Below are 22,027 nucleotides of genomic sequence, written 5' to 3'. Positions count from 1 at the left end.
CCCCGGACCCCGCACAGGCGGGGGCCGGGGCATCCGGCGTACCTCCCGGTCAGGGGAAGGGGTGCGGCACCAGGCGGATCTCCTCCCGCGTCAGATCGGTGTCCCGCAGGCCCGCCCGCCGGGCGGCCGTCCGCAGCCTGGGCATGTACGGGGCCCGCTGGCGCGACCAGCCGAAGTCGATCGGTAGCAGCCCCGGAACGACCGCGCACACCGTCCGCAGCCCCATCGCGCGTTGCTCCGGGGTCGTCTGGTCGACGACGATCACATCGTGGCCGGCGCCGGTCAACTCCCGCACACACAGCAGGAGATCGTCGCGCAGATCCCCGCTCGTGGGCCGAACGCCCGCCTCCCACTCCCGGTAGAGCTCCGCCATCGACGCGACGGCCGTCGGCTCGCGGTACGCCCGCACGTGCGGGGCCATCGCGGGCAGCCCGTACAGCTGGGCGTGGTCCTTGAGGTGCTTCACCAGGGCGAAGTCCCGGCTCATCGCCTCCAGTTCGCCCTGCCGTTCGGCCACCTGCCCGGGCAGGTGCGGAATGTAGGTCAGCACCTCCGAGAGGGCCGCCTCCACCGCCGTCGCCGGGTCGAGCGCCGCGCCCGCACCGAAGGAGTACAGCCCCGGCCCGCCGTCGCGCCGCACCGCGAGGCCCGTCACCACGGGCACCGCCAGGTCGATGCGGTTGTCGAAGGCGTGGACGTCGTACCCCTGCAGGGCCGCCCGGTCCACCATCGTCCGCACCGCCGGGCCCGGCACGGAGGCCAGGTCGATCTCGGTCAGACGCTGCCCGCCGTACCAGGCGAGCAGGAAGGCGTCCCGTTCGATCAGCTCCAACAGGGCCCCGAGCAGGGCCTCTTCGAGGCAACTGCCGATCGCGCAGCCGTTGGAGCACTCGAAGACGAAGTTGTCGGAGGCGAGCCCGGCGCTGTAGTAGGCGAGCCGGGCCGGCACCAGCACCGGCCGGTCGTCGCGCAGGGAGTGCCCGTACACCCAGGGGATCGGTCGATCGGGGTCGAAGGGCGACACCAGCGGGTCGTCCCGGTAGGTCTCCTGCGAGTAGAAGCCGCACGCGGCCGGATCCAGTGCCCGGTCGCCCAGCTCCGCGTACGAGGCGGTGAGCACCGAGGCGCCGGTGCGCCGGTGGGTGCCCGCGTACCGCTCCAACCCTTCGAGGAAGGCCAGGTCGCGGCTGGCCGCGAAGCTGTTCGCCTGACCGCTCCAGGTGACGTCCGTCAGCCCGGCGTAGCCGCGCATGAAGACGCTCCCGGCGACCGGCGCGGTCGTCGGCGAGGTCACGTTGATCCAGGTCCCGCCACCGAGCACCCCCGTCACCGGATTGGCCAGCGCCGCCCGCGGCATCGGGTACGAGGACGCCTTCCGCAGCCGCTGCGCGCCCGGGTCGGGCTTGGGCCGGGAGGCGGGTGTGAAGGCAACGGGCCCGTCGACGCCGCCGGGCCCGCAGTCGGGGCAGAGCGGATCGGCGGCGAGGGGGTACGTCCGCACCTGGAGGGTCTCCAGGTCCAGCCGGGAGACCTGGGGCAGGGCCCGGTCGGCGGCCGACGGTCCGGGCGCGACGGCGCGGGCCCCGGGGCCGCGGACGGCGGCGTGCAGAGCCGCCGTGGCGTCCAGCGCGTAGGGGGACAGCCGCGGCCAGTCCGCGGCGACGGCGGTGACCGGTCCGCTGCCCGTCTCCAGGGCGTCCCGCTCGCTCCGGCTGCGCAGCCGCTGCCAGCGCATGGCCAGGCACTGCCCGCAGGCGGGCGCGGAGCCGTCTCCGCCCCAGGGGCCGATCAGCACGGCCCGCGCGGTGAGGTGGACGCCGGCGCCCGGTCGCACCGCCGCGAAGGGGTCGGCGGTGCGCGGGCCGAGGGCGTCGTGCACGCCGAGGGTGACCACGAGCGGCCCCCGGCCGGAGCCGGCCAGGGCCCCTTCCAGGTGGCGCCGGGCGCTCTCCATGGGGGTGTTGTCGGGGGCTTCGGTCCGAGGAGGTCTCACGTCTGCCGCCGTCATGACGAGTTGCTCCAACGGAACGTCTTGAGACCGATGCCGCCGAACAGCAGGGCGAAGCCGAGCAGCGCGGCGCAGCCGATGCCGATGGCCGACATCGAGCCCGACCCGGTGAGCGCCCCGGTGGCCGCGTCGTTGAGGTAGCGCAGCGGCAACACCCGGGAGACGCCCTGCAGCCAGGACGGCATCATGTCGAGGGGCAGGAAGGACCCCGACAGGAACGCCATGGGCACCATCATGCAGTTGGCGATCGCGGCGACGGCCTCGGGAGTGTTGGCGTACGTCCCGACGATCACCCCGATGGCCATGAAGGCCGTGATGCCCAGGACCAGAGCGGGCAGCACCAGCGGCCAACGCCCGTCCAGCTCCAGCCCGAAGCCGGGCAGCATCGCGACCGCAACGAACACCATCGCCTGCACGACGCCGACCACCAGGGCCAGTACGTAGCGCGAGGCAAGGACGGTCGTCAGCGGCGTGGGCGTGAGCCGGATCAGGCGCAGCAGGTCATCGCGCCGCCACTGCATCAGGGTGAAGGCGATGCCGAAGACGGCGGCGTTGGCGACGCCCCACGACATCACGCCGGGCGCGATGTACGAGATGTACGGGCGGCCGCTCTCCTCCACGTCCTGGCCGCTGAAGATCAGGCCGAAGACGACGAGGAAGATGAGGGGGAAGGCGAAGGTGAAGAAGAGGGTCGCCTTGTCCCGGACCTGGGCCCGGTAACCGGCGGCGGTCAGTGCCGTGTATGCGCTCATGCCCGGTGCTCCGTGGTGTGTGCGGTGGTCAGGCCTGTGGCGTGGCCGGTGAGTTCCAGGTAGACGTCCTCCAGGGTCGCGGTCCGGGTCATCACCCCGTCGAGGCCGGTCAGTGCGTCGACCGCCTGGAGGACCCGGCCGGGTGCCGAGGTCTCCAGCACCATCGAGCCGCCCTGCTCGGTGACCCGGTCCACGCCGGGCAGCGCGGCGGCCGCGTCCGGCGCGATCCGGCCCGCCGGAACGAGCAGCCGGGCCGGCGCTCCGGCGGCGCTGACCAGCTGGTGCGGGGAGTCGAGGGCCGCGATGCGACCGCCGACCAGGATCGCCACCCGGTCGCACAGGGCCTCGGCCTCGTCGAGGTGGTGGGTGGTGTAGACGATGGTGCGGCCCTCGCCCTTGAGAGCGCGCAGCACCTCCCAGAGGTCGCGTCGGGCCTGCGGGTCGAGCGCGGCCGTCGGTTCGTCGAGGAAGATCAGCTCGGGGTCGTGGACCAGCGCCGAGGCGATGGCGAGCCGCTGGCGCTGGCCGCCCGAGAGGTTCTCCACCATGACGTCGCGCTGCTCGGTCAGCCCGACCGATTCCAGCGTGCGGTCGGCGGCGGCCGCGTCCTTGCGGTAGAGCCCGGCGACGGTGGCGAGGTGCTCGCGCGCCGACTGTCGGACGAAGAACGCCGAGGCCTGAGTCTGGACGCCGATGCGCGGCAGCAGGGCCGTGTTGCGGGGCCACGGGCTGTGGCCGAGGACCTGGACCGTGCCGGAGTCGGCCTGGCGCAGACCCTCGATGATCTCGATCAGGGTCGTCTTGCCCGCGCCGTTGGGACCGAGCAGGCCGAAGAACTCGCCGCGGCGCACGTCGAGGGAGATCCCGTCCACGGCCTGCCGGTCGCCGTAGCGCTTGCGGACCTCGTGGACGGAGACGGCGGTGGATTCGGGCGGTGGGGTGTGGTGAGTCGTCATGGGCGGTGCGGTTCCCTCGGTGTCGGGACGTGTGTCGGGCGGGAGGTCGTGGTGGTGGACGGGTGGCGGACGGGGGATGGGAGGTGGGGGACGGAGGCGGGGGACGGGGGACGGGTCCGCCCGGGGTCAGGGCCCCGTGCGGCCGATGGCCAGCAGCACGGCGGTCACCAGTGCCCCGACCAGGAGCAGGACGAGCAGGGCCGAGCCGACCCCGTAGCCGAGGTAGAGCCGGCGGGCCCGCGCGGGGTACGCGGCCGCCGCCGCCCGGTCGCGCAGCCGTAGCCGCAGGTAGGCCGAACTGGCGGGGGCGAGCCGGGTCACGCGCAGCGCGTGCCCGAGGATCGCGTACCCGTCGAGCGGCGGCAGCGGTACCAGGTTGACCAGGGCCTGCGCACTGCCGAGCAGCATCAGGGCGCCCAGCACCCGACCGGTCGGGTCGCCCTGCGGGAGGGCCGTCCACCAGGCGAAGAAGGGCAGCAGGAACAGCAGGTTGGCGAAGGCGCCCGCGCCGGCGACGGCCAGCTGGTCGCGACGGCGCCGCAGGTAACGGTAGTTGTCCACGGTGCAGTACATGATCGCGACGGGCAGCCGCCAGCGCAGCCCGATCTCGCCGACGGTGCCCCCGACGTGACGGGCGGCGACCCCGTGTGCGAATTCGTGCAGGGCGGTACTGAGCCACAGCAGCGTGGCCACCGCCACGAGCGGCACCGGCCGGCTCAGCAGCCACCACAGGTCGCCGAGGAGGGCGCCGACGGAGGCCGCGAGGGCTCCCACCATGGCCAGGCACACCAACAGCAGGACGCCCAGCACGGCCGGCCGCAGCACCGGCCGCAGGAACGCGTGCAGCCGGGCCGTCGTCGCGTCGGCGTCCGCGACCAGCCGCAGGGTCCCCTTCAGCAGGGTCCCGGTGCGCTGCGGGCCCGGCCCGGCGGCCGGCTGCGGGGCCGGACCACCGGCGAGCAGCCGGCGGCTGCCGAGCAGTCCGAGCAGCTGCTTCCAGTTGCCCTCGCCGAGCCGCCGCCCGAAGGCCTCGCCGTAGGCGTCGCCGATCTCCGCCAGGCTGCGGGACCCGTCCAGGCGCGAGACCAGGAAGTACTCCTTCGGTCCGATCTCGAACGAGGACCCGGACTCGGGGTCCTTGACCAGGTGCACGACCGCGGCGCCGTTCAGCAGCGGCGGCGACAGCAGGATTCCGGACCGCAGCGCCGGCCGGTGCTCCAGCATCCCGGAGGGAGCGGGCGGGGGGGAGGTCACGACCCGACCACCCCGGTCGCCGCACCCCCGGCGGAGCCCGTCGCGACGGCTCCGCCCTCGCGCAGGACCCGGCCCAGCAGGTGCGCCAGGTAGGCCTCGTCACGGATGGTCACGTGCAACCGGTTGTTGGTCATGTGCATGTACGGGGACAGCAGCAGCGGCAGCGCCACCGCCGGGTCGGTCACCTTCTCGTCCCGGCTGCCGTCCCAGGACCGGAACACCAGCTCGCCCGAGACGGCGAGGGCCTCGGCCCGCCGGCGCAACTCCCGGCAGTGCTCGGCCCACCCCGCGAGGAACCCGGGCAGCCGGCCGGTCTCGCCGGAGCCCACGGCCTCCAGGACGGCGGCGAAACGGCGCCCGAGCCCGGGACCGGTCTGCGCGTAGGTGCGGTCGTACTCCGCCGACCCGATGAACCCGGTGCCGGGGAAGGCCTGGTGCCAGAACTGGTAGTAGCGGTCGAGATAGCCGCCCAGCTCCTCCCGGTCGGGCAGGAACACCCCGGCCATCACCATCATCAGCTGGGCAGAGGTCCCCAACAGGACCGTGCGCACGTGCAGGTTCATCGTGCTCAGCGCCTCCATGACCAGGTCGCTGGAGTGCGCGAAGTGCCACTCGGCCAGCTCGACGCCGGCCGGGCCGCCGTACTTGCCGTACTCCGGCTCGTAGGGCTCCTCGCTGAAGGAGTTGTTGGGCCGCAGGTTCATCCGGCCGTCGGCGCCCATGAACGCGGCGCGGTCGCCCTCGGGGAACTCGATGTCGAACAGGGTGTTGTAGAACTCGTTGAGGAAGCCCGAATCCACCTCGTAGAGCGCCGGTCGGGCTTTGAGGAACACCGACACCGCCTCCTGCGCGCGGCGGCGGACCTCCGGCTCCGCCTCAGGACTCACCGGCCGCAGCCGCAGTCGCACGTGCGGTCCCTCCAGCCAGTAGTTGATGAAGAAGTGCCCGGCCAGCAGCCCGTCCTCGGTGAGCGAGGCGATCAGCGGGCGCACGCAGTTGACCAGCAGCGGCTGCGGGTTGGCGGCGTAGAAGACGTGCAGGGCCTGCCACGCACCGCGCGTCGGGGTCATCTCTGACATCGGGGACCGTCCTCCGGGCTCGGGGTGATTGCGTTCGTGGTCGTCGTGAAGGTCTCCACGGCGAGTTCGGCGACGTGCGCTCCGCGCGCCGAACGGGTGTGCAGGCCCCCGGGATCCGGGAGCATCTCGCGGAACACGACCCGGTGACCGGGCTCCCGCAGGAGCGGCTCGAAGGCGGCCAGCGACAGCAGGCTCGCGAAGTCCACGTACTGCGGCTTCGCGCCGAGCGCGGACGGACCGGCCGACACCGTCGCGAAGACGCGCTCCGGCAGCCCGTGCGCGCGCCGCCAGCGCTGCCACTCCAGGAAGTGCGCCGCCTCCTGCGCGCCGTGCGCCGGCAACGCGCCGGCCGTCGTGCTCCAACTGCGCCGGCTCAGCACCAGGTCCCCGTGCACGACCCGGGGCCGCCCGCTCACCCCGCCGTGCGACGCGGCCTCGGGCACGCCCGCCCAGACGTCGAGCGGGGACATCGACGACGGAGACAGGAGCAGCAGGGTGCGCGGTACGGCGGGCAGGGCCAGCGGCACCAGGTAGCCCAGGTAGACCGGGATCACCTCCACCCCGAGCCGTCGCGAGCGCAGCACGACCCGGCCCGTGGCCGGTACGTGCTCCGCGTACAGGTCGTCGAGCCGCAGCAGTCGGTCCTCGGGCAGGGTGCCGCTCTCGCCCGGGCAGACGATCTCGTAGTCGGTGAGGCGCCCGTGCAGGTTCAAGTTGGTGGTGACCGGCCCCCCGGTGACCTCCGCGAACACCGCACCGGGCGGGGTGACGTCGGCGGCGGTGGCGCGCAGCCGCCCGTCGAGTGCGGGCCGGTCGCCCTGCTCCTCGTACACGTGGGTGAACCGGCTGAAGGGGAAGGAGAGCCCGCCGTAGGAGCGGTTCAGTACGGTCAGGCGTTCACCCGTGCCCGGGTCGTGGGCGAACTGGAGGTGGTGGCAGCGCGGCGCGAACCCCGTTGCCACCGAATCCAGTTCACCGGCCACCGCCGCCATGTCCGCTTCCGTCAGCCGGAGTTCGTTCCCGTCGTGTTCCTGGTACGCCGCCCAGTGCTCCCGCATCCGGCCGACGAACGTCCGCCGGGCCGCGTCCAGCGCCCGGATGCCCGGCAGCCCCAGCCAGTTCTCCTCCGGCACGTACTCGCCCTGCGCGTCGAAGGGGGTGCGCCGTGCCGAGAACGACAGGTACTGGTCGAAGAAGTCCTCGTGGAAGTCGTGGACCAACCCCAACAGGTCCTCGCAGCGACCGCCCTGCCCGTAACGGGCGGTGAAGAACCCCTCGAAGGTGATCCGCTGCGCGAGCGTCAGGTCGAACGCGGGCAGGATCCGTTCCACCGAACGCAGCGCGCCACCATCCCCGGCCCGCGCCCACGCGGGTCGCGGCGCGCTCAGGTCCCGGCCCGCGCTGACGTCCTCGTAGACCAGGGTCTGGGGCAGCGGGGTGTCCGGGGCCGCGCCCAGCTCCTCCTGCGCCCGGCGCAGTCCCGCGCGCAGCGCCGGCAGGAGTGCCGCGCGCTCGTCCCGGTCGGCCCGCGGATAGCGCTCCAGCACCCGGGCGGGCTCGTCCAGCAGCTCCGCGAGGTCGTCGGCCCAGGGCCGCTCGAGCCCCCTCAGCGACCGCTGGAAGGCACGCAGCGGATCGCCGCCGTGCACCTCGGTGTCCAGGCAGGGCACCCGGACCATGCCGAGTTGCAGCAGGGCCCCCACGTACGCCTCGCACTCCGCGGGCTGCGCGTCGTGCTCGCGCGCCAGCCAGTCGGCGAGCTCCTGGTGGCGCAGGTCGCCGCCGCCGGGCTGCTGCGCCCGCTCGGCGAACAGGGTTAGCAGTCGGTCCAGGGTGCCGCTGCGGCGCAGGAAGAACAGCCGGTCCTTGACGGCGTCGAAGGTGACCGCGGCCGCGTCGTCCCCGGCCGTGACCTGACGGCGCACGTACCGGATCCGGTCGTCCTCGCGGCCCCAGCCCGAGGCCGGCCGCAGCGGCAGGTCCCGCCGGCGCACCGGGTCGGCGAGGATCAGCTCGGCGAGCCGAGCCAGCACGACCACGTTGAGCCGTACGTGGCTCTCCCAGCGGTCCTCGACCCGGATCCCGTCCGTCCGGTCCTCCTCCGCCTGTTCCCCGTCCGTGAAGCGGCCCGTCGCCACGCCGGTGAAGGTGCTGAAGGGGCTGGTCTTGCAGGCGGTGCGGTAGAGGTACGAGAGCACCGACCGTTCCGCCTTGCGCGCCCGGCCGCCCGGCACCCGACCCTCGGTGGTGGCCGCCGCGTAGGCGTCGAGCTGCCCCTCCAGGACCGGTGAGGCGAGCAGCAGACCGTGCCGCAACCGCTCGTCGCCGAGCAGTTCGCGCAGCGCCTCCCGGCCCCGCCCCAGGTCGGACGCCAGCAGCGGTTCGCCCTCGGCCAGCAGCTTCTCCAGTTCCCGCAGCCGGTTCAGCCAGCCGGCCAACCGCTCGCCGACGGCTTCCGCGTCGGATCCGCCCAGGGCCGCCACCGTGCGCAGCGCGGCGTCCGGATCGGCGGGCAGCCGGCCGTTGTGGATCTGCCGGCGCAACTTCAGCAGGTCCCGGCGCAGGGCGGCGCCCGCCCCGCCGGGCTCCGGGTCGGTCGCGCCGACCGCCCGGTGCAGCGCCTCGCTCAGGCACTGCGCGTCCACGCGCAACACCTCCTCGGCCGCGAGGACGTCGGCCGCCCAGCGGCCGGTGTCCGGGCAGCGCAACGCATCGGCGGCGGACAGGGGAAGGCCGGCCACGCGCAGCATGAAACGGTCGCCGGCGTGCCATTGCGTAGTGGTGTTCATCCTGGTCTTCCTGCTTCTCTCGTCGCCCGCTCAGGCGATCTCGTGGCGGAAGTCGGCGGGCTGCGGCCGTTCGTGACCGAGCAGCATGATCAGCAGCGGGGCCTCGTCGGTCTCCATCAGCCCCAACTGCTCGCGGTAGGCGATGTTGTCGAAGCCGAGCGCCACGCCGGCGCCGAGACCCTGGGCGGAGGCCGTGGTGTAGAAGGTCTGGGCGACCGCTCCGACGGCGGCCCCCACCAGCCGGTAGCCGCGGTCACCGACGGCGTCGAGGACCGCGGTCGTGCGCACGGTGGGCACGAGCACCGCTCCCGCCTGCTCCAGGTTGTAGTTGGACAGGAAGTAGTTGCTCTGCAGGAAGGGGCCCGGCGCTCCCGGAACCACCAGCCGCAGCGTGTGCGCCCGCGGGTCGTAGGCGTAGCTGCCCGGCGCGATCCCCTCGACGTGGTTGACGAACACGTACAAGGAGGTGAGCCGCGGCCCGTCGGGCCCCTCGGCCTCGCTGCCCACCGCGGTCGCGGCGCAGTCCGCGAGGGTGGCCGCCAACCGGTCCGCCTCGAGCGGCCTGGTCGCGTCGAACCGGCCGAAGCTGCTGCGGCGGGCCCGCAGCGCGTCCGCCACCGGCAGCCCTGCCGCGGCCGGCGCGGGCAGCGCCACCGGGTCCGTGCCCCGGGGCGGGTACGCGGCCGCCGCGTCCAGGGCGCCCGGCGCCGGACGGTCGGCGGCCCGCCCGAGGGTCGCCGCGTGGATCCGTTGGAGGGTCTCGAAACCGAGCACCTCCCGGGAGCGCTCCGCGTCCCGGTGAAGCACCCGGGGCCGCTCGGCCGGAACGGTCGCTCCCGCGCCCCCGAGGGCCGGCGCCGCGCCCTCCCACTCCAGCGGGACCACCGCGAAGACCCCCTCCTCCTCGGGGTCCACACCCAGCAGCCGGGCCAGCCGCTCCTCGTCGAACCAGAGCGCGGGCGCGATCCGCAGCCCGTGCTCCCGCGCCCACAGCCGCCAGGTCTGCACCACCGTGCCGATGTCCATGCTCACGGCGTGGAAGGAGAAGCTGTTGTACTTGAACGCGTTCTGCCAGTACTTGACGCTCAGCACCAGGTACTGCGACGCGCCCTCCGCGCCCCCGCCGAGCGCCTCCCGGACGTCACCGGTCACATCGCCGGTCAGTAGCCGGCGCAGCCCGTGCTGGTGCGGCGCGTAGTGGTACACCCCCGGCGTCAGCGGCCCGCCCGGACCGGCCGCCCAGTACACCCCGACCGGGTAGAGCCCGCCCCCGGAGGAGGTGCCCCGCGACCAGTTCGCCTGCGTGTAGTGGGGGAGCGCCGCCAGGTCGGTGTTGGCCTGCACGCCGAGCCGGCGCCCGCTCAGCCCGTACGAGTCCTGAAGCATCCCGGACAGCAGCGGAAGGCTGAACCCGCCGGCCGGTACGGCACCCGCCGCGCGCGCGGGCTCCGGCAGCGGCAGGGTCTCCGCGTCCGGATAGAACTTGGCCTTGCGGGGGCGGTCGGCCCAGTCGGGTACGAAGTCGACGGGCTCCATGGGAATCCGGCCCCGGTGCATGATGGCGCTGGCGTAGTCATGGGCGTAGCCCACAAGTCCTCCTCGGTTCATGTCGGACACGACGGCTGCCGGGTCAGGGGAAGGGGTGCGGGGCGGGGTTCAGGTCGGCGGGCTCCAGATCCCGCTCGCGCAGTCCCGCCTCGCGCAGCGCGGTCCGCAACCGCGGCATGCCGAGCGCCCGCTGCCGCGACCAGCCGAAGTCGATCGGCAACAGCCCGGGGACCAGCACGCTCACCGTGTGCAGCCCCAACGCCCGCTGCTCCGGCAGCGTCTGGTCGACCACGACCACGTCGAACCCCGCGGCGGCGACGGCCTCCACGCACCGGTCCAGGTCCTCCCGGACGTCGGACGCCACGCCCCCGGGAGCGGCCAGGGCCGACACGGACCGCAGCGGGTCACCGGTCCCGCCGCGCAGCAGGAAGTCCGCGTGCGCGCCCATCTCCGGCACCCCGTAGACCAGCGGGTGGTCGTGCAACGCCGTCACCAGGTCGAAGTCGGCGGCCATGGCCCGCAGCCGGGCCTCGTCCCGCTCGGTGCGCCCGGCCAGGTTCACGGCGTCCGTCGCGATCTCGCACAGCGCCGAATCCAGCGCCGACTCCGGATCCAGCCCGGCGCCGGCGCCGAAGCACATCCGCCCCGGCCCGCCGTCGAACCGTTCCGCGACGGCGGTCACCACCGGGATCGGGAAGCTGATCCGGGTGTCGAAGAACCGCGCCCGGTACCCGTACAGCGCGAGCCGGTCGACCATGGCCCGGGTCGACGCCCGGGAGCTGGTCGCGGGGTCGATCTCGGGCAGCGGCTGCCGTCCGTACCAGGCGAGCAGGAAGGCATCGCGTTCGACGACCTCCATCAGCCCGAAGTAGCAGGCCTCGGCCGTACTCCCGCCCGAGGCACACCCGTTGGAGCTCTCCTGCACGAAGCGGTTCTCCAGCCCCGGCGCGTGGTAGTACGTCAGCACCTCCGGTACCAGGCGCGGCTCCCGGTCGCGCAGCGACCACCCCCACACCCACGGGATCGTCCGGTCCGGGTCGAAGGGGCGCACCCTCGGGTTGTCCCGGTGGAACGCGTCGCTGTAGAGCCCCACCAGGCGCGGATCGACCGCCGACGCCCCGAACTCCCGCAGGGTTCCGCTCACGCTGGTCGTACGGGACCGCGCGCGCATGCCCGCGTACCGCTCCAGCCCCTCCAGCACCCCGACGCGCGCACTGCGGTCGAAGGTGTCCGTGTGGCCGCCCCAGAACGTCTCGCGCAGGTACTCGCCCGAGCGCATCGAGAAGCACCCGATGGTCGCCGAGGTGGAGGTCGAGGAGACGTCCTGCACCAGCGAGGGTCCCAGGGCCCCGCACAGCGGGTTCGCGAACGCCGCGACCTCGAGGTCGTACGCCTCCACGGGCCGGGTACGGAACGCCCCCGGCCGGTACTTGGGCGCGGGCGCCGGCGTCAACTCGGCGGGCGCGTCCACGGTGGGCGCGCCGCACCCCGGGCACTCCGGGTCGGGCACCAGCGGGTAGCGCCGGACGGCGCCGACCCGCAGGTCCAGCAGCCGCACCTCGGGGAACACCCCGCGGCCGGGACCCGAGGAGCCGCCGGGGGCGTCCCGGTCGGCCGCGACCAGCGCGACCAGTGCGGCCAGCGCGTCGGCGGCGAAGGCGTGCGCGTAAGGCCACTCGCCCGCCGGCCGGGTTCCCCCGCCCAACTCCAGGGCGTCGCGCAGCGCGACCGATCGGACGGCCTGCCAACGCCGCTCCAGGCAGCGTGCGCACCCGGGGCCGCCCGCCGCCGGCGCGAGCGGGCCGACCACGGCCTGGTGGCCGTACAGACTCACCGGCACGCCGTCGTCGCCGGATCCGGCGCCCGTCTCCGGTTCCGGGGCCGGGGCGGCGAAGGCGTTCCGCAGGCCGAGCACCGACAGGGCGACCGGCGGACCGTCCAGGGTCGACAGGGACCGCTCCAGCAGGGCCGCGAACCGCCGCGCGGCGCCCGCCCCGAGCCCGTCGGCGACCGAGGCCCCGACCCGCACCAGCGGGCGGCGGCCGTTACGCGTCATCGCCCGGCTCCCGCACCGCCGCGAGCAGCACCCGCACGGTGTGGACGCCCGCGCCCGCGAGCTCCCGCGACCCCGTCACCGCGACGTACGCGTCGAGCCCGGCCGCGGCGAGCCGCTCCAGCACCCCGTCCCACGAGCGCGCCGGTTCCGCGTCCAGGGGGCCGGCCGGCCCCGACACCGTCAGCGCCCGCGCGTCGAGGTCGTGCACCAGCGGGTCCCCGGTGTCGGCCCGGAGGCCGCCGCGGGTGTCGTCCGCCTCGTACTGGGCCACGCCCAGCAGCTCCCGCAGGGCGGCGACTGCCGCCGTGCGCCGGTCCAGGCCCTCACCGAGCGCCCAGCGCCCGCCCGACCGGGCCAGCAGCACCTCGACCCCGCTGCGCGCCCCCTCTCCGAGGTCCAGCAGTTCCAGTTCCATCCCCAGCCGGTCCGCCGACCGTACGAGGAAGCCGAGTTCCGCGTCCTCGCCGGCCGGCTCCGGCAGCGGCACCAGGGTCGCCGCGGCGCCCCGTACGGCCCGCAGCAGCGCGGCGTGGCCCAGCGCCGACAGCAGGCCCGCCGCCGCGGCGTCGGCGGGGGAGGGGCCCGCGCCCGCCCCGGCCCGGGTCCGCTCGAAGAGCCGCTCCGCGTTGTGCGGCCCGAACGGCCGCACGGCGCCCGCCGGAACCAGTACGGTCTCCTTCGTCAGCAGCGAGAACGCCCGCTGGAGCGCCCCGGCGGCGCCGGGGATCCCGCTGGACGTGGAGAGCGCCGAGGGAGCCACGGTCGGCCCGTCCCCGCCGTCGGTGACGAGGTCCCGCGCGGGTACCACGTGCTCGACGTAGACCAGGGCCGCCGCGTCCAGGGCGCGCATCCGGGCCCCGGCCACGTGGTGGATGTCGAAGGCGGCCACCGAGCGCGGCCCGGCGTGCCCGATGCCCAGTTCCACGACCCCGAGCTTGAGCGGGATCTGCGTCAGTTCCTCGTCCGCGTACCGGGTGAACACTCCGGCGAGCGGCTGCACCAGGGCGGAACGCCGGTTCAGTTCTGCGACGAGGTCGTCCGCGTCGCGGGCCGTCTCCAGCGTCGGCAGCGCCGGCGTGTCGGTGGTCCCGGCAGCGGCGAGGTCGATGGGCGCGGCCGGTTCCTCGTCGGCGCAGAACGGGCAGCGGGGGTGCGGGAACAGGGGCTCGGCCGCCACGTCCAGCGAGGCCGTGTCCTGGACGAGGAGCCGCCCGGCGGTCTCGGCGGGCAGCGCGCCCGACGTCGCGCGGAACACCTCGTAGCCGAGCAGGTTGCCGATCATCGCGGCCAGCGGCCGTCCCGGCACCGGACCGGCCGGCGGCGCCGCGTCCGGCAGCGCGAGGGAGCTCCACAGGTCGGCCGCCCCCGTACCGCCGCGTGCCGCGCCGAGGCGCAGCGCAGCGCAGGCCCAGCAGCCGGCGGTGCCCCGCGTCATCAGCGGCCCGACGACGCAGTCGTCCCCGTACGACCAGGCCGGGAGCAGGGCGCGCCCCTCGGGTATGCCGGCGCGCAGCAGCGGGAGGAGCCGGGCCGGAGCGGCCGTGCCGCCGGTCACCACGACGAAGTCGTAGCCCTCCAACCGGTCCCAGTCGAGCGGGCCCCGCGCTTCGGGCAGGGTGTGGACGCGCACCGGGGCGCCGTCGGCGCGGGCCTCCTCGGCCTCGGCGAGGATCTCGGACGGCTCCAGTGCGGGAAGCAGGCCGATCTCGGCGCAGCCGTTGCGGACCAGGCTCAGGGCGCACCAGCGGGCGACCGGGTCCTCGCCGAGGACGGCGACGCGGGTGCCGCGGAAGCGCAGGAAGCGGGCCTCGGCGTCGTCGGCGTAGTGATCGGCGTAGGCGATCTGCGGGGCGAACCGGCGCGCGACGTCCGGGTCCGGGGCGGCGGCCCGCGCCACGGGCTCCGGCTGCGCGACCGATCTGGCGAAGTCCCGCTCGTACAGGGTCTTGACGAGGTCACCGACCATCGCGCGCTGGGGGTCGCCCAGCCCCTGACAGAGCTCGGCGACGGAGTGCTCGCCGGTCAGGTGCGGGACGATCAGCGTGGCGAAGCGGTACGCCGCCTTGGCGTTGAGGCGGAACCCGCCGTCGGAGTTGTGGAACAGGACCCCCTCGGGGGTCTGCGTGAAGAGCACGTCCCGACGGATCCGGGGGCGGGACGTGGCGACGGCTTCGTAGCTGGCTTGAGACATGGAACACCTCTGTTCGCGGTCTGGTGGGACGGTGGTGCGAGGTGGGAAATGCCGTTGAAGGGTGTGCGGGAGCGACGCCCGGCGTGGAGAAGGGCGTGGAGGACGGTCAGCGGGCCGCGGGTACCACGGCCGCGCCGTCGCGTTCCCGGGCCAACCACCGCGCGTAGACCCGAAGGAAGGCATGGATCCGGTACGGCTGGCCGGGCGGGCCGTCCTCCAGCAGCCCGGCTTCCACCAACTGTTCGAGCACGGAGCCGGATCCGGCGTCGCACGCGCCGGGGCCGGGGTCGAGGGTGCCGAACCGCAGGAAGGTTTCCCGGAGTTCGGGCGCCAGAGTGCTGAGGGCCTGACCGAGGACCTCCGGGACGGAGAGCCGGGGATCCTCGGCGAGCGCCAGCCGCTCGGGGGTGTCCTGCGACAGCCAGGCGGCGCAGTCCGCGACGGACAGCCCGGGCCGGGTGAGCAGCCGCCCCGCGGCGATGCGCAGGGCCAGCGGGAAGTACCCGCAGACGGAGGCCAGTTCACGGGTGGCCTGTTCCTCGGCGGCGATCCGTTCCGCCCCGACCAGGCCGGCGAGCAGCCCGTGCGCTTCGGACGGGCCGAGGACATCGAGCCGGTGGACCGCCCCGCCGTGTGTGGCGACGACCGCCGCGAGCCCGCGCCTGCTGGTCACGAGGACGGCAGCGTCACCGGAAGCGGGCAGTAGCGGCAGCACCTGACCCGCGCCGGTGGCGTTGTCCAGGATCAGCAACCGGCGCCCTTCGCCGGGCTCGGGCAGCAGCGCACGGGCCTCCTGGGCCGTGACACCGTTTCCCTCGGGCCCGCCCAGGTCGATGCTGAACACCCCGCCGGGGAAGGCGTCCTGGACCTGGTGCGCGCACTGGTGGGCCAGCGCCGACTTGCCGATCCCGGGAGCGCCGGAGACGACGAGCAGCCGGGGTCCGTCGGCGTCGGTCAGGCGCAGCGCCATCGTCCGCAGGTCCGTCGCCCGCCCGGCGAAGCCGGGGACCGGCGGGATCCCGCCGGTCACGGGGGGACGTACGGGGGGCAGCGCGGGCGGCGTCGCCGGCGAAGGAGCCTGCTCCTCCGCGCGCGGCGGCCCCAGTTCCTCGGAGCGCAGGATGGCCAGTTCCAGGCGACGCAGGCCCGGCCCGGGGTCGACCCCGAGCTCGTCGCGGAGCCGGTCGCGCACCGTGCGGTACTCGGCCAACGCCTCCGCCTGCCGGCCGGTGCGGTACAGGGCCTCGATGAGTTGCTCGGTGAACCGTTCCCGTACGGGGTGCCTGCGGCCGCTCTCGTAGAGGTCGACGAGCACCTGATGGCAGTTCCCGGCGGCGAGTTCCAGGTCGCATATCCGCTCCAGCACGCGCAGCCGCTCCTGTTCCAGCGCGGGCACCGCGTCCCGTTGGAGCATGCGCGAGGCCACGTTGGCCAACGGCTGGCCCTGCCAGAGCGAGAGGGACTCCCTGAGCCGGTACAACTCCTCGTCGGTGCCGGCTGCGGCCCGGGCCTTCGCGGCCAGTAAGCGGAAGAGCACGAGGTCGAGGGTCCCGGTGTCGTTGCGCATGCGGTAACCACCGGGCACGGCCTCGATGGTGGTCGCGGATATGCCGTATTTCGCGAATAGCCTCCGCAACCGCAGCACACAAGTCTGGAGGGCCGCTCGCGCCGTGGCGGGCGGTTCCTCGTCCCATACCGCGCGCAGCAGGTAGTCGGTGGAAACGACCGTACCGGGATGAAGGAGGAGTGCGGCCAACAAACTGGTCGGCTTGGACGGTTTGAGGACTACTGTCTCGGGGCCGTGCGCAATGCTCAGGGGCCCCAATAGCTGGAACCGCATGATGGTCCCCCGTGTCGGGTCGCGTAGGTGTCTGTGGAGCGTGGCGGGGGATGGTGGTCGCTGAGCCCCGCCCCTGACACACTCCGGAAATAGTCCGGACCATCGCATGGGGTTGCTCGCCGCCCCCCGTTGGACGGTGAATGACTGGAACCCTACATAACGGATCTTGTGAAAGTCGAGTCGTGGGCCGGCTCAATTCGAACCCCGCATACGGACTTCCCCCCTCGGTAACCCCGGCGCCTCACCGAGTTACTGTCGACGCACCAAGACTGTTCATACATAAACGAGTTCCGATGGCTGGATCGCTCGAGTTTCAATGGAGCAATTTGCCCCTGCCATAGTCCTCCGTGACCGGATTCAAGCGCTCCGCCCAGCGGATTCCGGCCCCCGAACCGGAATCCGCCCTGATGGGGACGGGAGGTGGCGGTTACTCGAATCGCGTCGTGTCGCCCGCGCCATGGCGAACGATCTCGGCCTCGCCGCTCGAAAAATCGATCACGGTGGTGGGGCGGATGCCGCAATCGCCCGAGTCGAGCACCGCGTCCACTTCGTGGTCGAGTCGCTCCTTGATCTCCCAGCCCTGCGTCATCGGCTCTTCCTCGTCGGGCAGCAGCAGCGTGCTGGACACCAACGGCTCGTCGAGTTCCGCGAGCAGGGTTTGCGTCACGAGGTGATCGGGGATCCGGACCCCGACGGTCTTCTTCTTCGGGTGCAGCAGCTGCCGCGGCACCTCGGAGGTCGCACGGAGGATGAAGGTGTAGGGGCCGGGCGTGGCCGCCTTGATGGCGCGGAAGACGTCGTTGTCCATGTGCGCGAACTGCCCCAGCTGCGCGAAGTTCTGGCACATGAGGGTGAAGTGGTGTCGGTCGTCGAGATCACGGATGGACCGGATCCGACCGAGGGCCTCCCGGTTGCCGAGCCGGCATCCGAGAGCGAAACAGGAGTCGGTCGGGTACGCGATGAGCGCCCCGGAACGGATGCTGTCGGCCACGCTGCTGATGGTGCGCCGCTGAGGATTCTCGGGGTGCACGTCGAAGTACTTCGCCATCCGCCGAGCCTACGGGACCGGAACCTTGCGTTCGGCCGCCCGCCGGTTGGGCCCGGAAGGCGGCTCCCGGCGGGCCCGGTGGGCGACTCCCGGCCGCCCCGAAGGGCACCCGGCCGTGCCCCGGCGCGCCCTGCGCCGGCGCGAATCCGCCGTTCCCGCAAGGGGAAGTGCTCCGTCCGGGTTCACTTCGCGAACCCGTTCGGCCCCAGGACCGAGTTTGTGATCATCGTTTTGGCTCCCGATCGTTTTGATGCTGCCATCCGGAGTACGAGATCAGGGAGGCCTGCGTGGCGATGCCGCGGACGAAGCGGACGAGGGCCTGGAGCGTCGTGGCCGCGGTGACGGGCGCCGTGCTGGTCGTGGCCGCCGCCCCCGGCCGGGGCCCCGGAGCGGGCACCCCGCAATGGGGGGCCGGTGCGCCCCCGGAAGCGGCCGTGACCCTACTGGTCTCACGCGCGCTCGACGTGGGCCGCGGCGCCGGGACCGGCGCCGTGCGGTGCGCCGCCGGGACGTTCCGGGCGGGCCTGTGCGGCGCCTGGCGGGAACAGCGGGTGGTGGCGACCGCCCGGGGCGAGGGGGCCGTACTGCGCGGCCCGTACGCGGTCGCGGGGGACGTCCTGCCGACCGACGCCGACGGCCCGCTGGAGATCGCCGCGGAGGCCTCGGGGCGGGTCACCGACGTCACGGTCCACGACGCCCACGGCCGTCACCTGGCCGGCGAACTGGAACCCGGCACCGGGCGCTGGCGCAACACCGAGCCGCTGCGGGCGGGCGAGCGCTACACCGTGCGCGTCGGCGCCCAGAACGGATCCGGCGTCCCGGTCGCCGCGACCATGACGTTCAGGACCGCGCCGCCCGCCTCCGCCGCCGACGGCCGCCTCACCGCGGACCTCGGGCCCCGGCCCGGCACGTACGGCGCGGGCGAGATCGTCACGGCCGAACTCAGCCGACCCGTTCCCGCGAACGACACGCGGGCCCGCACCCGACTGGAGCAGGCCCTCCAGGTGACGTCGCAGCCGCACGTCGAGGGCGCCTGGCACTGGGTCGACGACTCGACGCTCCACTTCCGTCCCCGCACCTACTGGCCGGCCCACACCGTGGTCCGCGTCCGCAGCGGACTCGACGGGGTCGAACTCGGCGACCAGGGGTACGGGGGACCGTCCGAGCCCATCGAGTTCACCGTCGGCGACCGGATCGAGGCGATCACCGATTCCGCCTCGCACGAGATGACCGTACGCCGCAACGGACGGGTCATCAGGACGATCCCGGTCACCACCGGCAAGGCCGGCTTCCGGACCCGCAGCGGCATCAAGGTCGTCCTGGGCAAGGAGCGCAAGGTCCGCATGCGCGGGGACTCCGTCGGGATCGGGCGCGGCACCAAGGAGTTCTACGACCTGCCCGTCCACTACGCGACACGGGTGACCTGGAGCGGCGAGTACGTCCACGCCGCGCCCTGGTCCGTGGAGGCGCAGGGGGAGGAGAACGTCAGTCACGGCTGTACGGGCATGAGCACCGAGGACGCCGCGTGGTTCTTCGACACCGTGCGCGAGGGCGACATCGTCGAGGTCGTCAACAGCGGCGGCGACGCGATGCCCCCCTTCAGCAACGGCATCGGCGACTGGAACCTGGACTGGCGCACCTGGCTGTCGGGCAGCGCCCTCGCGGCCGGCCCGGCCGGCGCGCCCGCCGACCCGCTGCGGGCCTCCCGGCTGCACCCGACGACATGACGAGGTGACAAGGTGACGAGGTGACGACGCGGGGTCCCCTTCCGCCGGCCGGGGCCGATGTGCTGAACCACACGGCCCCGAGGCATCCCCGCGCCGCGCACCGGGCACCCACCACCGGTGACCCCTCTCCAACTGCGCGGCCCCGCACCGCCGGCCGTCACCCACCCGCGCCGCGCCCTGCTCGCGGGCGCGGCGGGCAACTTCGTCGAGTGGTACGAGTTCGGCGTCTACGGCTGCTTCGCCACGGTCATCGCCGCCCGGTTCTTCACTCCGGACACCGCGACGGGCCCGGCCGGCGCCGGCCCGCTGCTGGCCACCTACGCCTCCTTCGCGGTGGCCTTCTTCTTCCGGCCCGTCGGAGCCCTGCTGTTCGGCCGGCTCGGGGACCGCGTCGGCCGTCGCCCGACCCTCATCCTCGTCATCTGCCTCATGACCGCCGCCACCACCCTGATCGGCCTGCTGCCCACCCGGGCCGCGGTCGGTGAAGCGGCGCCCTGGCTGCTCACCCTGCTGCGCGCCCTGCAAGGCCTGTCCGCGGGCGGGGAGTTCGGCGGCGCGGTCGCCCTGATGACCGAGAGCGCACCCCCCGGGCAGCGCGGCCGCCACGGCGCGTGGCAGTCCTTCACCGTCGCCCTCGGCCTGCTCGCGGGCGCCGGCACGGCCGCCTCGGCCGCCGGCCTGCTCTCGCCGGAGGCCCTGTACGACTGGGGCTGGCGGATCCCGTTCCTGCTGGCCCTGCCGCTCGGCGCGGTCGCGCTGTGGCTGCGCACCGGCCTGACGGAACCCGCCGGCGCGCACCGGCCCGAAGGATCCCCCGAAGCCCCGCCGGACCGGCCGGCGCCGAGCCCCGGGGCGGTCGGCCCCGCCCCGACCGTCCCTGCCCCGACCGTTCCCGGTACGGCCCGCGCCATCGCGCTCGGCATCGGGCGGATCATGGGGTGGTCGGCCGCCGGGTACACCTTCCTCGTCGTGCTCCCCTCCTACCTCCAGGCCACCCTCGGCGCGTCCTTCCAGGAGGCCCTGATCGCCACCACCGTCGCCAACCTCGGCTTCGCCGCCGCGATCCTGCCCGCGGGCATCCTCAGCGACCGCGTCGGCCGCCGGCCCGTCATGCTGTGCGGCGCCCTGTGCGTCACGTTGCTCGCCCTGCCGCTCCTGCACCTCCTCCAGGACCCCGGCGCCGCGGCGCCGGCCAAGGCGGCCGGCCTCCTCGGAGCGGGCGCCGCGGTCGGACTGCTCGCCGGACCCGGGCCGGCGATGCTCGCGGAGATGTTCCCCGCGTCCGTGCGCTGCACCGGGCTCGGGCTGGCCTACGCCCTCGCCAACGCCGTGTTCTCCGGCTGCGCCGGCCTCGTCGTCACGGCCCTGATCGCGGCGACGGGTGACACCGACGTCCCCGCGTACTACGCCGCCGGTGCCTGCGCCCTCAGCGCCGTCGCCCTGGCGAGCCTGCGCCGCGACGACCACCTGCGACCCCTGCGATGAGGGTCGTCGGCCTGATGTCGGGCACCTCCCACGACGCGATCGACGCCGCCGCCGCGGACCTCACGTTCGTCGACGGCGGCGAGACCCTGCGCCTGGTTCCGCTCGGCATGGTCAGTGCCCCGTACGAGGACTCCCTGCGCACCGCGCTCACCGCGGCCCTGCCGCCCGCGCCCACCACCCTCGCCGACGTGTGCGTGCTCGACACCCGCATCGGCCAGGCCTTCGCCGCGCTCGCCGTCCGGGCCGACCGCGAACTGTGTTCGGGCGCAGCGGAGTTGATCGCCTCACACGGGCAGACCGTCTACCACTGGGCATCCGACGGCGTCGTCCACGGCACGCTCCAGATCGGCCGTCCCGCCTGGATCGCCGAGGCCACCGGCTGCCCCGTCGTCGCCGACTTCCGCCCCGGCGACGTCGCGGCGGGCGGCCAGGGCGCGCCCCTGGTCGGCCTCGTCGACCTGATGCTGCTGCGCGGTCGCCCCGGCGTGCCCGCGGCCCTGAACATCGGCGGCATCGCCAACGTCACCGCCCTGCCGGCCGCCGGCGCGCCCTTGGCCTTCGACACCGGCCCGGGCAACGCCCTGATGGACGCCGCCGTACGCCAACTCCGCCCGGACGGACCGGGATACGACGAGGGCGGCGCCCTGGCCGCCGCCGGACGGGTCCACGCACCGCTCCTGCGCCGCCTGCTGGCGGAGCCGTACTACGCGCTGCCCGCGCCCAGGACGACCGGCAAGGAGTTGTTCCACCCGGGATACCTGGACGGGGCCCTGGCCGTTTGCGACGGCCTCGCCCCGCAGGACGTCCTCGCCACCCTCACCCGTCTGACCGCGCGGACCGTGGCGGACGCGCTGCGACCGCTCGGCGTCACCGAGGTGTTCGCCTCGGGCGGCGGCACCCGCAACCCGGCCCTGATGTCCGCACTGCGAGAGGAACTGCCGCCCGGTACGGCTCTGCTGGATTCCGAACTGCTCGGTCTGCCCGCCGGGGCGAAGGAGGCGTACGCCTTCGCCGTCCTCGGCTTCCTGGCCTACCACGGGCTGCCGGGCAACGCCCCCGGCTGCACGGGTGCCCGCGGTCCGCGGATCCTCGGCACCCTCACCCCGGGCCGGCGCCCACTGGACCTGCCGGCGCGGCCGTCCCGCCCGCCGCTCTCCCTCGTGGTGGCGCGGCCGGTCGCCCCCGTGGAACAGGGCCCTCGTACGGACCGGAAGGGGCGCATCGTCCGCTGAAGGGCGCCGCACCGACCTCGAACGCGCGTACGCCTGCGCGGACGCCTCGCCTCGCTTTAATC

At 74.1% G+C, this 22,027-nt stretch carries 14 protein-coding genes; 3 read left to right on the top strand and 11 right to left on the bottom strand.

Annotation, left to right across the window (positions count from 1 at the left end):
- Positions 1-49: 49 nt before the first annotated feature.
- From ACFY0I_RS04375 to ACFY0I_RS04325, 11 genes are all read right to left on the bottom strand, one after another.
- A complete protein-coding gene (locus tag ACFY0I_RS04375; RefSeq protein WP_388889960.1) occupies positions 50-2,008 on the bottom strand; it encodes a TOMM precursor leader peptide-binding protein in 1,959 nt (652 codons plus the stop codon).
- A complete protein-coding gene (locus ACFY0I_RS04370; protein WP_388889957.1) occupies positions 2,005-2,760 on the bottom strand; it encodes an ABC transporter permease in 756 nt (251 codons plus the stop codon). The genes ACFY0I_RS04375 and ACFY0I_RS04370 overlap by 4 nt, the downstream gene beginning before the upstream one ends.
- Positions 2,757-3,716 carry an ABC transporter ATP-binding protein gene (locus ACFY0I_RS04365; RefSeq protein ID WP_388889954.1) on the bottom strand — a complete coding sequence of 320 codons (960 nt, stop codon included), beginning with the start codon at positions 3,714-3,716 and terminating at the stop codon, positions 2,757-2,759. The genes ACFY0I_RS04370 and ACFY0I_RS04365 overlap by 4 nt, the downstream gene beginning before the upstream one ends.
- A 126-nt stretch (positions 3,717-3,842) precedes the next feature.
- The gene (locus ACFY0I_RS04360; protein ID WP_388890667.1) at positions 3,843-4,940 is read right to left on the bottom strand and encodes a metalloprotease; all 1,098 of its coding nucleotides are present in this window, start codon (positions 4,938-4,940) and stop codon (positions 3,843-3,845) included.
- Positions 4,941-4,966: 26 nt separating this feature from the next.
- Positions 4,967-6,049, bottom strand: coding sequence for a lantibiotic dehydratase C-terminal domain-containing protein (locus ACFY0I_RS04355; protein ID WP_388889951.1), 1,083 nt, complete (start codon positions 6,047-6,049; stop codon positions 4,967-4,969).
- On the bottom strand, positions 6,037-8,838 hold the full coding sequence (locus tag ACFY0I_RS04350; protein WP_388889948.1) for a lantibiotic dehydratase: 2,802 nt from the start codon (positions 8,836-8,838) through the stop codon (positions 6,037-6,039). Before ACFY0I_RS04350 ends, ACFY0I_RS04355 begins: the two co-directional genes overlap by 13 nt.
- A gap of 30 nt (positions 8,839-8,868) precedes the next feature.
- Positions 8,869-10,428 carry a SagB family peptide dehydrogenase gene (locus ACFY0I_RS04345; protein ID WP_388889945.1) on the bottom strand — a complete coding sequence of 520 codons (1,560 nt, stop codon included), beginning with the start codon at positions 10,426-10,428 and terminating at the stop codon, positions 8,869-8,871.
- Positions 10,429-10,468: 40 nt separating this feature from the next.
- Positions 10,469-12,442 carry a TOMM precursor leader peptide-binding protein gene (locus ACFY0I_RS04340; RefSeq protein ID WP_388889942.1) on the bottom strand — a complete coding sequence of 658 codons (1,974 nt, stop codon included), beginning with the start codon at positions 12,440-12,442 and terminating at the stop codon, positions 10,469-10,471.
- Complete coding sequence (locus ACFY0I_RS04335) at positions 12,432-14,633, bottom strand: TOMM precursor leader peptide-binding protein (RefSeq protein ID WP_388889939.1); 2,202 nt, start codon at positions 14,631-14,633, stop codon at positions 12,432-12,434. The genes ACFY0I_RS04340 and ACFY0I_RS04335 overlap by 11 nt, the downstream gene beginning before the upstream one ends.
- Positions 14,634-14,739: 106 nt before the next feature.
- On the bottom strand, positions 14,740-16,392 hold the full coding sequence (locus ACFY0I_RS04330) for a BTAD domain-containing putative transcriptional regulator (RefSeq protein ID WP_388889937.1): 1,653 nt from the start codon (positions 16,390-16,392) through the stop codon (positions 14,740-14,742).
- Between the two features lie 508 nt (positions 16,393-16,900).
- Positions 16,901-17,521: an L-threonylcarbamoyladenylate synthase gene (locus ACFY0I_RS04325; protein WP_388889934.1), complete on the bottom strand. Its 621-nt coding sequence runs from the start codon at positions 17,519-17,521 to the stop codon at positions 16,901-16,903.
- Positions 17,522-17,814: 293 nt separating this feature from the next.
- Here ACFY0I_RS04325 and ACFY0I_RS04320 point away from each other — a divergent pair, with 293 nt between their 5' ends.
- The 3 genes from ACFY0I_RS04320 (at position 17,815) to ACFY0I_RS04310 (ending at position 21,965) form a co-directional block, all read left to right on the top strand.
- Positions 17,815-19,248: an Ig-like domain-containing protein gene (locus tag ACFY0I_RS04320; protein WP_388890665.1), complete on the top strand. Its 1,434-nt coding sequence runs from the start codon at positions 17,815-17,817 to the stop codon at positions 19,246-19,248.
- A gap of 117 nt (positions 19,249-19,365) precedes the next feature.
- On the top strand, positions 19,366-20,733 hold the full coding sequence (locus tag ACFY0I_RS04315) for an MFS transporter (protein WP_388889932.1): 1,368 nt from the start codon (positions 19,366-19,368) through the stop codon (positions 20,731-20,733).
- Complete coding sequence (locus ACFY0I_RS04310; protein WP_388889931.1) at positions 20,730-21,965, top strand: anhydro-N-acetylmuramic acid kinase; 1,236 nt, start codon at positions 20,730-20,732, stop codon at positions 21,963-21,965. The genes ACFY0I_RS04315 and ACFY0I_RS04310 overlap by 4 nt, the downstream gene beginning before the upstream one ends.
- Positions 21,966-22,027 lie beyond the last annotated feature (62 nt).

It is taken from the genome of Streptomyces sp. NPDC001568 (genome assembly GCF_042893755.1).
Taxonomy (GTDB): Bacteria; Actinomycetota; Actinomycetes; order Streptomycetales; family Streptomycetaceae; genus Streptomyces.
The sequence above is the reverse complement of the archived record's forward strand: the minus strand, read 5'-3'. Positions and strand labels throughout refer to the sequence as shown.